The sequence below is a fragment of the Geothrix campi genome (assembly GCF_024609265.1).
GTDB lineage: Bacteria > Acidobacteriota > Holophagae > Holophagales > Holophagaceae > Geothrix > Geothrix campi.
This window is the reverse complement of sequence record NZ_JANHMP010000001.1, coordinates 1,628,063-1,641,146: the sequence shown is the minus strand read 5'-3', so window position 1 is coordinate 1,641,146 and position 13,084 is coordinate 1,628,063. Positions and strand designations below refer to the sequence as shown.

The window sequence follows — 13,084 nt, the reverse complement described above, 5'->3', positions numbered from 1 at the left end:
ATTGCCCTCGGACACGGCAGCTTTGCCTCATGGCCGAAACCCCTCCCCGCTGTCTGCTCATCGCCCGCCAGGGCCCCGAGGACCGGGAGGATCGCATCCAGGATCACCTCCTGGAACTGGCCGAACTGGCCCGGAGCTGCGGGTTCGAGGTCCAGACCCGGCGGATCCTGAAGCGGTCCCAGATCGCCACCCGGACCTTCTACGGTTCGGGCCAGCTGCAGGCTCTGGCTGACGAGGCGGCCCGGCAGGGAGTCCAGCACCTCATCTGCGACGACGAGCTGAGCGGCAGCCAGGTGAATGCCATCGTGAAGCTCACCAACCTCATCTGTCTGGATCGCACGGGTCTCATCCTCAGCATCTTCGAGCAGCGCGCCCAGACCCGGGAGGCCAAGGCCCAGGTGGAGCTGGCCCGGCTGGAGTACGAACTGCCCCGCCTCAAGGGGGCCTGGACCCACCTGGAGCGCCAGGGTGGCGGCGTGGGCCTGCGCGGCGGCCCTGGCGAGACCCAGATCGAGGTGGACCGCCGCATGATCCGCACCCGCATCAGCCAGCTCAAGCGGGAACTCACCCACCTCGAGAAGGTGCGCGAAACCCAGCGCCAGGGCCGGCCCCAGGGCCTGCCCCGGGTGGCCCTCGTGGGCTACACCAATGCCGGCAAGACCACCCTCCTGAAGGCGCTCACGGGCGAAGGCGAGCCCCGGGACCTGCTCTTCGCCACCCTCGACACCACCACCCGCAAGGCCTGGCTGGGCCAGGACTTCGATCCCGAGACCGGCGAGGGGGATCCCGAACCCAAGCACTGCCTGGTGGCGGATACCGTGGGTTTCATCCGCAAGCTGCCGCACCAGCTGGTGGCGGCCTTCCGCAGCACCCTGGGCGAGGTTCGCACCGCCGATGCCCTCCTGGTGGTGGCCGACGCCGCCCACCCGGACCTGGAGGACCACTTGAAGGTCGTGGGGGCCACCCTCCGCGAGATCGGCTGCGCCCCCGAGGATGGCGACGCCCAGCCCCGCCTGCTGGTGCTGAACCAGGTGGACCGGCTCCACCGGCCCCAGAAGCTGGACCTGAAAAAGCGCCATCCCGGGGCCGTCCAGGCCTGCGCCTTGCATGGCACCGGCATCCTCGAGATCCGTGGATGGCTGCGGGAGCTGATCCCCGGACCGCCCACGCCCCGGGAGCTGGAGGCCTGGGAGCTGCCCGACCCGGTACCGGTTTCGTGATTGAATCTCAGGGGCTGGACAAACGGGAAGCCTGTCTTGTAATTTGTTGCTTATGCAACTTTCAACCTCCTGGAAGACCGCCAGCCTCCCCCATGTGATCACCGCGGTGAAGAGCCGCATGCGGCAGGTCGCCTGGCGCCGCCTGGCTCCGCATGGCCTCTCGCCCCAGCAGTACCAGCTCCTGATGGCGGTGGCGGAGCAAGATGGCCGCTGCCACGGGGATCTGGCCCGCTGCACCTGGATGGACAAGCCCACGGCCACCCGGACCCTCCGGACCCTCCAGGACCGGGGCCTCATCCGGGCCGAGGCCGACCCGGCCCATCGGCGGCGGATCCTGTTCCACCTCGAACCCGGGGCGGAGGCTCTCATCAAGGAGCTCCATGGCTTCCGGCAGTTCATGCGGGAAGGCATGGAGCAGGGGCTCGGCGTGGAGGAGCGCGGCCATCTTCGCGGCCTCCTGGCTTCGGTCATGGACAATCTCGACCGGATGGAGGCGGAACTCGATGCCTCCGCCGCTGGGAAGTAGGGGGGCCAGGCCATGTGGATCGTCCGGCTCGCCCTGCGTCGTCCCTACACCACCGCCGTGATGTGCCTGCTCGTGCTGCTGATGGGGACGCTCTCTATCCAGCGCATGGCGGTGGACATCTTCCCCAGCATCGACATCCCCGTGGTCGCGGTGGTCTGGCAATACGGCGGGCTCGCGCCCGAGGAGATGGAGCGCCGGGTGGTCACCATCAGCGAGCGGGCCATGTCCACCACCGTCAACGGCATCGAGCGCATCGAGTCCCAGAGCATCCAGGGGGTCGGCCTGCTGCGGGTCTACTTCCAGCCCGGCACGGACATCGGCGCGGCCATTGCGCAGATTTCGGCGGTCAGTGGCCCCATCCTGCGCATCATGCCGCCGGGCATGACGGCCCCGGCCGTCATCCAATTCAACGCCAGCAACGTGCCCGTGGTCCAGCTCGCGGCCCGCAGCGACACGTTGCCCGAGCAGAAGATCGTGGATTACGCCACCAACTTCATCCGCATCCGGCTGTTCACCATTCCGGGCCTCGCCACACCCCTTCCGTACGGCGGCAAGGGGCGCCAGGTATCCGTGGACATCGATAAGGCGAAGCTGGCGGCCCGGGGCCTCGGCCCGGCCGATGTGGTGAACGCCCTGTCTTCAGAGAACGTCATCACCCCGGCCGGGACCGCCCGCATGGGCAGCCGCGAGGTGCCGGTGCTGACGAACTCGAGCCCGGCCACGGTCGACGAGTTCCGGGGGCTGCCGGTGAAGCTGGTGAACGGCGCCCCGGTGTTCCTGGGGGATGTGGCCCGCGTCTACGACGGCTTCGCGGACCAGACCAACATCGTGCGCATCAACGGCCAGCGGGCCACGTACCTGGCCATTCTGAAGAAGGCCGACGCGTCCACCCTCGCGGTGGTGGATGCGGCCAAGGAGGCCCTGCCCGCCATCCAGGCCGCCGCGCCCAAGGGCATGGAGCTGAAGTTCGACTTCGACCAGAGCCATTTCGTGCGGGCGGCCATCCAGGACGTGGCCAAGGAGGCCCTGGTCTCGTCCCTGCTCGTGTCCTTGATGATCCTGCTGTTCCTCGGCTCCTGGCGCAGCATGCTCATCGTCTGCACCAGCATCCCCCTGGCCATCCTCGTGGGGCTCATCGGGCTGAAGCTGTCCGGTCAGACGCTGAACATCATGACCCTGGGTGGTCTCAGCCTCGCCATCGGCATGCTGGTGGATGACGCCACGGTGGAGGTGGAGAACATCCATCGCAACCAGGCCATGGGCAAGCCGCTCACCGTCGCCATTCTGGACGGCGCCCGGCAGATCGCCGTGCCGGCCATCGTGGCCACCCTGGCCATCTGCATCGTGTTCTTTCCGGTGGTGCTCCTGGTGGGCCCGGCCAAGTACCTCTTCACGCCCCTGGCCATGGCCGTGGTGTTCTCCATGCTGGCCTCGTACCTGCTGTCCCGCACGCTGGTGCCCACCATGGCCCGCATGCTCATGGCCCATGACCACCCCGAGGCCGAGAGCCTCGTCGGCCGGTTCAATGCCTGGCGCGAGCACTGGCTGGGCCGTCTCCAGGAGGCCTACGGCCGCGCCCTGGACCAGGTGCTGCACCACCGGGTCTTCGTCCTCATGGTGGCGATCGCCTTTGTCGCCGTGAGTTCAGGCCTGCTCTTCGTCATCGGCCGGGACTTCTTCCCCACGGTGGATGTGGGCCTCATGAAGCTGCACGTGCGGGCCCCCGCGGGCCTGCGCCTGGAGGAAACGGAACGGCTGGTGGCCCAGGTCGAAGCCGAAGTCCGGCGGATCATCCCGGCCGAGGAATTGCGCTCGGTGAACAGCAACATCGGCGTGGCGAACGCCTTCAACATGGCCTTCATGCCCAGTGACAACGTCACGAGCCAGGATGCGGACCTGTTCATCTCCCTGGCGCCGGAGGGCCATCACACCCGCGAGCACATGGCGAAGCTCAGGGAAGAGCTGCCCAGGCAGCTGCCCGGGGTCAGCTTCTACTTCCAGCCCGCCGACATCGTGAGCCAGGTACTGAACTTCGGTGTGGCGGCGCCCATCGATGTGCAGATCGAGGGCGCGAACCTGCAGGCCAGCGCGGACGTCGCCCAGCGCCTGAAGGCGGCCGTCCAGGGCGTGCCGGGCGCGGTGGATGTGCGCATCAAGCAGGTGACGGAGACCCCAGCCTACCGGGTGGATGTCGATCGCCTTCGGGCGGCCCGGGTGGGCGTGTCCCAGCGGGACGTGGCCAACGGCCTGCTGGTGTCCCTCTCCGGCAACGGCCAGCTGGCGCCCTCGTACTTCCTGAATCCTGCCAACGGCGTGAACTACACCGTGGTCGTGAAGTCGCCGCTCACAGACCTCGATTCGCCGGGCAAGCTCCTCGCCACGCCCTTCGGCCTCCCGGGTGCCGCCAACCTGCTGCAGGCGGATCCCTTCAAAGCCGCCGGGCCCGCGGCCCAGACCTCTTTCCAGCCCTTGTCCAATCTGGCCTCCATCCAGCGGATCAGCACGCCCAGCGAGATCAACCACGCCACGATCCAGCGGGTGCTCGACGTGATGGCGAACGTGGATGGCCGCGACCTGGGGGCCGTGGTGAAGGACATCGAAGGCCAGATCAAGGCCCTGGGGCCCCTGCCGCCTCCCATGAAGATCCGGATCCGCGGCCAGAACGAGGTGATGACCGAATCCTTCCGCAGCCTCGGCGGCGGCCTGGTGATCGCCATCGCCCTGGTCTACCTGCTCATGGTGGTGCTCTTCCAGAGCTGGCTGGATCCCTTCATCATCATCACCGCCGTGCCGGGAGCCCTGGTGGGCATCCTGTGGATGCTGGCCCTGACGGGCACCACCTTCAACGTGGAGTCCCTCATGGGGGCCATCATGGCCGTGGGCATCGCCACCTCGAACGCCATCCTCATCGTGAGCTTCGCCAATGAGGTGCGGGCCGGGAACCCGGGCCTGAGCGCCCTGGAAGCGGCCCTGGAGGCCGGCCGGGTCCGCCTGCGGCCCGTGCTGATGACGGCGCTGGCCATGATCATCGGCATGGTGCCCATGGCCCTGGCCCTGGGCGAGGCCGGCAGCCAGAACGCGCCCCTGGGCCGGGCGGTGATCGGGGGCTTGTTGATGGCCACCTTCGTCACCCTCTTCATCGTGCCCGTCGTCTACAGCCTCCTGCGGAAGAAGCCGCCCACGGCCCATCTGCTGGAAAGTCGGTTCCAGGAAGAACAGCAAGGGAGTGAAGCATGAGCGAGCGACCGGAATCCCCGACTTTCAAGCTGGGTGGCGCCCTCACCGTGGTTGTGGCCGCCCTGGGCGTGGGTGGCCTCCTCTGGGCCCGGCAGTCCGGCCTGAAGCAGGAGGCCCAGCACCGCAGGGCCGACCTGGAGGCGGGCCCACGCGTCCGCGTCGCGAAGGTGGGCAGCCAGGCCTCGGAGCGCGGTCTGACCCTCGCGGGCGAGGCGCTCCCCTATGCCAGTACCACGCTCTACGCCAAGGTCAGCGGCTTCCTCCGCAGCATCCCCGTGGACAAGGGTTCCGTCGTGGCCAAGGGCCAAGTCGTGGCGGTGGTGGAGTCGCCGGAAACCGATCGGGACACCCAGGCCCTGCAGGCCGACTTCGACAACAAGCGCAGGAATGCCGAGCGCAGCCGGTCGCTCGGGAAGGACGGCCTCCTGAGCCCCCGCGACGTGGAACAGGCCGACTCGGACGCCCGCGTGGCCGAGGCCAAGCTGGCCTCCCAGGCCACCCTGAAGGGCTACCAGGTGGTCCGGGCGCCCTTCAGCGGGGTGATCACCCAGCGCTTCGCCGACCCTGGCGCGCTGGTGCAGAACGGGGGTTCCACCAGCACGGCGCAGCCCCTCGTGACCCTCGCGGAGGTGGATCGTCTCCGCGTGACCCTGTACCTCGACGCCACGGTGGCCTCCCAGGTGAAGCCGGGCACCGAGGTGGAGATCCGCCCGGTGGAACGGCTTGACGTGGTCCGGAAGGCGAAGCTCAGCCGCGTGGCCGGGGCCCTGGATCCCCGGACCCGCACCCTCCTTGTGGAGGCGGACCTCGACAACCGCGACCGGGCTTTCCTGGCGGGCGGGTTCGTCCAGGTGGGGTTGAAGGTGCAGGTGGCCAGCCGCTTCGCCGTGCCCGTGGAGGCCGTGGTGCTGCGGGAGGGGAAGTCCAGTGCGGCCGTGGTCCAGGCTGATGGCCGGGTGCGCTTCCAGGCCCTGCAGCTCGGCGAGGAGGAGGACCAGCGCCTCCGCGTGCTGGCCGGCCTGCAGCCCGGCGACACCGTGGTGCTCAACCCGCCCCTGGGTTTGAAGGACGGGGATCGGGTTCAGGCCTCGGGCGACTGACCCTTCTTCGGCATCATCCCCACCGTGGCCGCCAGACCCAGGGCCAGCAGGATGCGCAGGAAGAAGAGGTTGCGGCTGACGCCGTGGGCCCTGTTGTAGGCCACGCGGTCGGCATGGTCCGGCGCCAGGGTCTCGATGGGCGCGCCGATCCTGGCGCGGATCGCCCGCACCTTGGGCGTCACCACGAAGGTGCTCGCCAGGCACATGAGCATGGCCACCAGCCAGGCGGCGCTCCAGAGCCGGATGGGGCCGATGAGCTCTTCCTTCAGTTCGGCCATCCAGCGGGCGCCCCAGCTGATGCCCGCCAGCCCGAAAGCCGTCCAGGCCGCCCAATCCAGGCGGCCGATGATCAATCCGGCGATGTGGCCCGCCATGTCGCGACTGGGCAGTTCCCGGAAGAAGACCGGCGCGGAGAAGACGCCGAACCCCAGGGCAGCCCCCGCCCAGAGCAGCAGGAGGGCCACCGAGATGCGATCCAGTCTGTGGAGGGTGCTTGGGCTCATGCGTACCTGGACTGAAGACTGAACACTGGGGACGGTCCTACCACTCGTTGTACGGGATGCCGTTCTCGCCCTTGTCGGTGGAACCGCTCCTCACCCGGAAGACGCCCAACTCCGCATCGGGATTGTCTGGATCCGGGGGCTCCAGCTCCAACTGCCAGGTATCCCTGGACTGGGTCATGGGATCCCAGGGGATGTCCCGCAGGTAGCCCAGTTCCCGGAGGGGGGCCAGGCTCGAGGGATACTTCCCGCGATCCGCCCGGTACTGCTCCAGGGAGTGGTTGATCTGGAAGAGGTTCTCCTTGAGGACCGCTTCCCGCGCCACCAGCGTCTTGTGCCGGTAGCCCGCCAGGCCCACCGTGGCCAGCAGGGCCAGGATGGTCATGACGGTGAGCAGTTCCAGCAGGGTGAACCCACGCTGGCGGGAGGGGAAAACGCGCATGGGACTACCTTACCCCAATGACATGCGAGCCGCCGCGCCTCGGTTCCGGAAGCTGGCAAGCTGGGGAGGATTTCCGGAGGACCCATGTCCCGTGACACGGATCTGATCCTGCTGGCCCTCGATCAGGCCTATGACCACAAGTCCTGGCACGGCACCAACCTGAAGGGGGCGCTGAGGGGTGTGAAGGTGCAGGCCGCGGCGCACCGGCCCGGTCCCGGAAGGCCCTCCATCCACGAGCTCGTGGTCCATCTGGCCTACTGGAAGTACGCCGTGCTGCGCCAGCTGGTGGAGTTGCCGCGAGGCGCCTTCCCCCTGAAGGGCTCCAACTGGTTCTCCCGGGAGGGAGCCGATGCCGCCCAGTGGAAGGCTGACTTGGCGCTGCTGGACCGCCTGCATCGCGAGCTGCGGACCGCCGTGGTCGCGCTGAAGCCGGCCGACCTGGACCGCCCCTCCGCCAAGGCCAAGTACCGCCTCCGCGACCTCCTCCTCGGCGTTGCCGCCCATGACCTGCACCACGGCGGGCAGATCCAGCTGATCAAGCGGCTGGCGGGGATCATTCCCGCCTGATAGGTCATTTACGGGGGTGCAGCTTTGGGGGATCATCCCTTCAAGCGCTTCAAGGTGGTCCCAGAGGCTTCCATGACTACTCCTGATCGCAGGGCCTTGGTGATGTCCATTGTTGTGGGCCTGTCCCTTGCACTGGGGTCTGCCTGCAAACGCCCGGAGACGGCTGCGCGGGAGCGCCCGGTGCAACGGGTCGAGCTTGTCCAGGCTGTCGAGGGGATGACTCCGGCGGAGGAAAAGGCTGCAGTGGCTCAACTCGCTGAAGGGTTTGGTGTTTCCACGGAGGCCACGGATCGGGTGGTGGGACCCACGAGGGTCTTCCGGCTCACCCTGAAGGGCAAGCCGAATCCGGCTGCTGGGCGGGGCCTTGGGAAGACTTGGCTGGTTTCAACTGGAGAGGGATTCCTGGTGGGGGTCCTGGTCCCCGGGGCGGCGGCGGCCTGGACTTCCTGGAAGTCGGTGGCCATCGGTGCCGGAGCCGGTACGCTTCTGGGCTTTGGGTACGGGCCCATCCAGTTCAAGGACAACCAGGCCCTGCAGCAAAAGCTGGGGTATCTGCCCTGGGTGTTCACTGCTGATTGGGAAGTTCTGGAGCGCAGCCCGGGAGCGGCAGAGATCGTGATCGCCAGCAGCCAGAACCGGTTTCGGCTCTTCTACAGCACGTCGTACACTTATCTTGATTTTCGGCCACACCTGCGCCCGCTCCCCCCGGAAACCCGAAGTGCGGCGGACATCCGTCAGGCCAGCCTCAGAGCCTACCTCGAAGCCCTGGAGAAACACTTCCGGGCGAAGGGATGACCCCTGGACGGGCGGGGTTAGAGCACGCCCCGCTTCTTCTGATCCAACTCAATGGAGTCGTACAGTGCCTGGAGAACGACGATGGGTGATGAACTCATCTGGCCAGGAGGATGGATGAGTTGGCTGCCGCCAACCTCCCGGGGAGAGGTCTGAGCCCGAAGGACGAAGAGATTGCCTTCGCCGAAGCCCATGGGGCGACCGGCTATCGGAGGCTCCGGGGGGGCCTTCGATAGGGAGCGCATGAATATGGGCCGCAAGGCGGCACGTTTTCGAGGGAACAGGGGGGCGGCGTTAGAGAACGCCCCGCTTCTTCTGATCCAGCTCAATGGAGTCGTACAGTGCCTGGAAATTGCCTTCGCCGAAGCCCATGTTCCCCCGCCGCTGGATGATCTCGAAGAACAGTGGCCCGACCTGGTCCTCGGAGAAGATCTGCAGCAGGTAGCCGGTTTCGTCGCCGTCGATCTGGATGCCCAGCGCCTTGGCTTCGTCGAGGCTCTCCCGCACGGTGTAGCCGCTCTTCGCGATGCGGCCGGGCAGCAGCTCGTAGTAGGTGTCGGGCACGCGGAGGAACTTGAAGCCCTGGGCCTGGAGGGCGCGCAGGGTGTGGAAGATGTCGTTGGTGGACAGGGCGATGTGCTGCACGCCCTGACCCCGGTGACGGGTGACGTACTCCTGCACCTGGCTCTTCTCATCCGTGGGCTGGTTGATGGGGATGATCACGCGGTTGTTGGCGCTCTGCACCACCTTGGAATCCAGGCCCGTGCCCAGGGCGCCACGGATGTGGAACTCCCGGGTGACGACGAAGCCGTAGACGCGCTCGTAGAAGTCCACCAGGGCATCCATCTCGGCGGGCCCGACATTGTTGGTGAGGTGGTCCACGCGGACGAGGCCGGGGTCGCAGAGGGCGGGCGCGGGATCCAGCGAGAGTCCGGGCCAGAAGGTGGCCGGCTCGTTTTGGCGCTCCACCAGGAAGTTCCACACATCGCCCACGCCCTGGATGGCGGCGAAGCGGACCGAGCCGGCGCCGAGGGCGTGAGTCTCGGGCTCCAGCATCACCCGTGCGCCCTGGGACCGGGCCTGGGCGAGGGCGGCCTCCAGGTTCTCCACCTCGAAGTTGAGGGCGCAGACCCCTTCCCCATGGGCCTGGAAATAGTGACCGGCCGGGTGGGAGGCGTCCGCCTCGAAGATGAGGATGTCCATGCGCTGCTGGCGCAGGTGGACCACCCGGCCCCAGGCGTGGGTGCCGCTGGCGATGCGGGCGAAGCCGAGGCGGCGGTAGAGGGGCTCCAGACGGGCGATGGAGCCGGTCAGCTGGAAGTGGTCGATACCCACCAGGCCCAGGGGGTTGCTGGCGGGTTTCTGATTCGAGGGGGCGGTGAGGGCGAAGCTGGGGGCGGCCATGGGTACCTCGTCGGGGAGACCGCCCAGTGTGAGGCCTTCCGGTCGTGATGCGAATCACATGAATGATGATTACCCTAGTGTAATCAATATTTAAACACCATTGAGTCGATTATGGAGTTCAATGAAAAACGGGCCCGCTATGCGGGCCCGTTTCCGATCTGCGCGAGGCGCAGATCGTGTCAGCTGAGCGAAGTCGCGATCACCTTCTCCTTGCTGAAGAACTCGAGGATGTCCCCTTCCTTCAGCTCGTCGAAGCCATCGAGGGAGATGCCGCAATCCAGGCCATTCTTCACCTCGGTCACGTCCTCCTTGAAGCGCTTGAGGTTCTTGAGGCCGCCCTCGAAGAGGACCTCCTCGCCGCGCTTCACGCGGACCCTGTTCGACTTCTGGACCTTGCCCTCGGTGACGAAGGAGCCGGCGATGACGGTCTTGCCGATCTTGAAGAGCTGGCGCACTTCGGCCTGGCCGTGGACGGTTTCCTTCTCGGTGGCATCGAGCATGCCGACCATGGCCTGTTCGATCTCTTCCGTGATCTTGTAGATGATGTCGTGGAAGCGCAGGTCCACGCCCTCTTCACGGGCGAGTTCCTCGGTCTTCTTCTCGGCCCGGGTCTGGAAGCCGATGATGGTGGCCTTGGAGGCTTCGGCGAGCAGCACATCGTTCTCGGTGACGGTGCCGGCGGCGCTGTGGATGATGCGCACCCGCACCTTGTCGGTGCTCAGGCGCTCCAGCTGGCCCACCAGCGACTCCACGGAGCCCTGGGTATCCGCCTTGATGATGAGGGGCAGTTCCTTGACCTGGCCATCCTTGAGGGTGCTGAACAAGGTCTCGAGCGTGGCGCGCTGCTTCTGCTGCGCGGCCTGCTTGGCCTTCTCCTGACGGAAGGAGACGATGGTGCGGGCCTTGCCCTCGTCCTCCACCACCTGGAAGTTGTCGCCGGCGCTGGGGACTTCCTCGAAGCCGAGGATCTGCACCGCGGTGGAAGGAGCGGCCTCGGTGACGCGCTGGCCGAGGTAGTCGAACATGGCGCGGACGCGGCCCATGGTGGCACCGGCCACGAAGATGTCGCCGGCCTTCAGGGTGCCGCGCTGCACGAGCACCGTGGCCACGGGACCGCGGCCCCGATCCAGGCGGCCTTCGATGATGGATCCGGCGGCGGGGCAGTCGTAGACGGCCTTCAGTTCCTTCAGATCCGCCACCAGGAGCAGCGTCTCGAGCAGTTCGTCGAGGCCCTGCTTGGTCTTGGCGCTGACGAGAACGGCGGGCACATCGCCACCGTAGGCCTCGGTCTGGACGCTGTACTGGAGCAGGCCCTGCTGGACCTTGTCCGGGTTGGCACCGGGCTTGTCGACCTTGTTGATGGCGACGACCAGGGGCACTTCCGCGGCCTTGGCGTGGTTGATGGATTCCACGGTCTGCGGCATGACGCCATCGTCGGCGGCCACCACCAGGACGGCGATGTCCGTGACCTTGGCGCCCCTGGCACGCATCTTGGTGAAGGCTTCGTGGCCCGGCGTGTCGAGGAAGACCACTTTGCGCATCTCGCCGGTGTTCGGATCCTTCACGTTCACGTGGTAGGCGCCCACGTTCTGCGTGATGCCGCCGGCCTCGCCCGCGGCCACCTTGGTTTTGCGGATGGCGTCCAGCAGCGAGGTCTTGCCGTGGTCGACGTGGCCCATGATGGTGACGACGGGGGGGCGGGGGAGCTTCTCGCCCTGTACTTCGCCGGATTCGTCGGAGGCGATCTGGACATCCTCCTCGAAGGAGACGATGTCGGCCAGGTAGCCGAACTCGCGGGCGATGTCCTTGGCCATCTCGGTGTCGAGGGGCTGGTTGATGGTGGCGAAGATGCCCCGGTGGAGCAGCTTGGCGACGACATCCTTGGCGGGCCGGTTGCACTTCTCGGCGAGTTCCTTGACCGTCACGCCCTCGGAGAGCATGACGATTCCGATCTCCTCTTCGATGTACTCGCTGGCCACCTGCTGGGCGCGGGAGCGGGGCTGGCGGAGCTTGAGGTCGAGTTCCTCCTCCTTGCTCCGGACGTAGCCGCCCTTCTTCTTCTTGCCGCCCACGTGGGCGCCGCGACCGGGGCCCTTCTGGCTGTTGGGATCGATGGGGCCCGAGGCCGGGATGGAGGGACCGCGACCGGGCCCGCCGGGACGGGAACCCATGCCGGGCCGGCCGGGACCGCCGGGACGGCCGCCGGGACCGCCGGGGCGTCCGCCGGGGCCGCCGGGGCGGGAACCCATGCCGGGACCGCCAGGCCTGGCACCGGGACCGCTGGGCCGCACGCCGCCAGCCGGACGGGGCTGGGGCAGCTGGATGTAGCGGGCAGGTTCCTGGGATCGCGGGGGCGGGGGCGGGGTGTCGGAGGTCTTGATGCGGCTGAAGCCCTGGTCGGGCCTCATCTCCGTGATGGCGGGCGGAATGTAGGGCCGCCGACTGGGCGTGATCGGGACAGGGGCTTCGTGGCGCACCTCACCGCGGCCGGTGTTGGTGGCCATCTGGAGCACGGCCTTCTCTTTCTGGGGCATGCCGGAGCGCTGTACGCTGCCAGGCGCGGGGGCCTGGCCGGGGCGCTGGACGATGGGACGCGCGCCCGCTTCGGGGCGGGGACCGGAGCCCGAGGGCTGGCCGGGACCCGAGGTCGGGGCCGGCCGCTGCGGGGCCTGGCCGCCCGTGGGACGGGCCGGGGGCAGCTGGATGTAGCGGGCGGGCTTCTCCTCCCGGGGGGCAGGAGCGGCTCCCGTGGACACCTTCAGACGGGAGAAGGTCTCCTGCGGGGCCTCGACAGGCGCGGGCGCCTTGGCCGCGGCTTCGGTCTCGCCCGGTGCGGGTTCGGCCGCCTTGGGCTGGGGGGGCGTGGCCGCCGGGGCGGAAGCGGCTGACGCTTCGGGTTCCACCGCAGGCTCGGGCCGCGGCTCGGGCCGGGGTTCGGCCTTCTTCACCAGCACCGCAGGGGCCGGCTTGGGAGGTTCGGGTTCAGGGCGGGGCTCGGCCTTGGCCGGCGCCGGCTGATGGGGGGCCTTCACCACCTTCACGGCGGCGGAGGGCTTGTGCAGCGCGAGGGGCGGAGCATCGCTCTCCCCCTTGTGCTTGCCCTGGAAGCCCCGGCGCAGTTGATCCGCCTGGTCATCGGTGAGGTTGGAGCTATGGCTCTTCCCTTGGAGGCCCAGACGCTTCTCGCAGGCCTCGATGACCTCCTGATTGGCGACTCCGAGCTCTTTGGCGAGTTGGTTGATACGCAGCATGTAAGCGGACTACCTCGGCCTGGGGGTGGGGAACGGGAAGGGCTG

At 67.9% G+C, this 13,084-nt stretch carries 10 protein-coding genes; 6 read left to right on the top strand and 4 right to left on the bottom strand.

Annotated elements, in window-relative coordinates; translation table 11 throughout:
• Nucleotides 1-29: 29 nt before the first annotated feature.
• From hflX to NOV65_RS07550, 4 genes are all read left to right on the top strand, one after another.
• A complete protein-coding gene (gene hflX / locus NOV65_RS07565; protein WP_257305504.1) occupies nucleotides 30-1,220 on the top strand; it encodes a GTPase HflX in 1,191 nt (396 codons plus the stop codon).
• Nucleotides 1,221-1,338: 118 nt separating this feature from the next.
• A complete protein-coding gene (locus tag NOV65_RS07560) occupies nucleotides 1,339-1,746 on the top strand; it encodes a MarR family winged helix-turn-helix transcriptional regulator (protein ID WP_257305503.1) in 408 nt (135 codons plus the stop codon).
• Between the two features lie 12 nt (nucleotides 1,747-1,758).
• The gene (locus NOV65_RS07555; RefSeq protein ID WP_257305502.1) at nucleotides 1,759-4,983 is read left to right on the top strand and encodes an efflux RND transporter permease subunit; all 3,225 of its coding nucleotides are present in this window, start codon (nucleotides 1,759-1,761) and stop codon (nucleotides 4,981-4,983) included.
• A complete protein-coding gene (locus tag NOV65_RS07550) occupies nucleotides 4,980-6,083 on the top strand; it encodes an efflux RND transporter periplasmic adaptor subunit (RefSeq protein WP_257305500.1) in 1,104 nt (367 codons plus the stop codon). The genes NOV65_RS07555 and NOV65_RS07550 overlap by 4 nt, the downstream gene beginning before the upstream one ends.
• Here the strand turns inward: NOV65_RS07550 and NOV65_RS07545 are convergent.
• The gene (locus tag NOV65_RS07545) at nucleotides 6,065-6,586 is read right to left on the bottom strand and encodes a DUF4149 domain-containing protein (RefSeq protein ID WP_257305499.1); all 522 of its coding nucleotides are present in this window, start codon (nucleotides 6,584-6,586) and stop codon (nucleotides 6,065-6,067) included. The two genes, NOV65_RS07550 and NOV65_RS07545, sit on opposite strands and share 19 nt — an antisense overlap.
• Before the next feature lie 37 nt (nucleotides 6,587-6,623).
• Complete coding sequence (locus tag NOV65_RS07540; protein WP_257305498.1) at nucleotides 6,624-7,025, bottom strand: type II secretion system protein; 402 nt, start codon at nucleotides 7,023-7,025, stop codon at nucleotides 6,624-6,626.
• Between the two features lie 84 nt (nucleotides 7,026-7,109).
• Between NOV65_RS07540 and NOV65_RS07535 the strand changes: the two genes are divergently transcribed.
• A complete protein-coding gene (locus tag NOV65_RS07535) occupies nucleotides 7,110-7,592 on the top strand; it encodes a DinB family protein (protein ID WP_257305496.1) in 483 nt (160 codons plus the stop codon).
• 456 nt (nucleotides 7,593-8,048) lie between these two features.
• Nucleotides 8,049-8,387: a hypothetical protein gene (locus NOV65_RS07530; protein WP_257305494.1), complete on the top strand. Its 339-nt coding sequence runs from the start codon at nucleotides 8,049-8,051 to the stop codon at nucleotides 8,385-8,387.
• Between the two features lie 291 nt (nucleotides 8,388-8,678).
• On the opposite strand, the gene hppD is transcribed toward NOV65_RS07530, so the two are convergent.
• Both hppD and infB read right to left on the bottom strand, forming a co-directional pair.
• Nucleotides 8,679-9,788 (bottom strand): 4-hydroxyphenylpyruvate dioxygenase, encoded by a 1,110-nt coding sequence (gene hppD, locus NOV65_RS07525; RefSeq protein WP_257305492.1) that lies wholly within the window; start codon nucleotides 9,786-9,788, stop codon nucleotides 8,679-8,681.
• A 179-nt stretch (nucleotides 9,789-9,967) separates the two neighbouring features.
• The gene (infB, locus tag NOV65_RS15435; protein ID WP_306671951.1) at nucleotides 9,968-13,039 is read right to left on the bottom strand and encodes a translation initiation factor IF-2; all 3,072 of its coding nucleotides are present in this window, start codon (nucleotides 13,037-13,039) and stop codon (nucleotides 9,968-9,970) included.
• Nucleotides 13,040-13,084: the final 45 nt, after the last annotated feature.

Bases quoted from the DNA above. Each gene is read 5' to 3' on its own strand.
- hflX (WP_257305504.1), top strand. From the start codon at position 30: ATGGCCGAAACCCCTCCCCGCTGTCTGCTCATCGCCCGCCAGGGCCCC.
- NOV65_RS07560 (WP_257305503.1), top strand. From the start codon at position 1,339: ATGCGGCAGGTCGCCTGGCGCCGCCTGGCTCCGCATGGCCTCTCGCCC.
- NOV65_RS07555 (WP_257305502.1), top strand. From the start codon at position 1,759: ATGTGGATCGTCCGGCTCGCCCTGCGTCGTCCCTACACCACCGCCGTG.
- NOV65_RS07550 (WP_257305500.1), top strand. From the start codon at position 4,980: ATGAGCGAGCGACCGGAATCCCCGACTTTCAAGCTGGGTGGCGCCCTC.
- NOV65_RS07545 (WP_257305499.1), bottom strand. From the start codon at position 6,586: ATGAGCCCAAGCACCCTCCACAGACTGGATCGCATCTCGGTGGCCCTC.
- NOV65_RS07540 (WP_257305498.1), bottom strand. From the start codon at position 7,025: ATGCGCGTTTTCCCCTCCCGCCAGCGTGGGTTCACCCTGCTGGAACTG.
- NOV65_RS07535 (WP_257305496.1), top strand. From the start codon at position 7,110: ATGTCCCGTGACACGGATCTGATCCTGCTGGCCCTCGATCAGGCCTAT.
- hppD (WP_257305492.1), bottom strand. From the start codon at position 9,788: ATGGCCGCCCCCAGCTTCGCCCTCACCGCCCCCTCGAATCAGAAACCC.
- infB (WP_306671951.1), bottom strand. From the start codon at position 13,039: ATGCTGCGTATCAACCAACTCGCCAAAGAGCTCGGAGTCGCCAATCAG.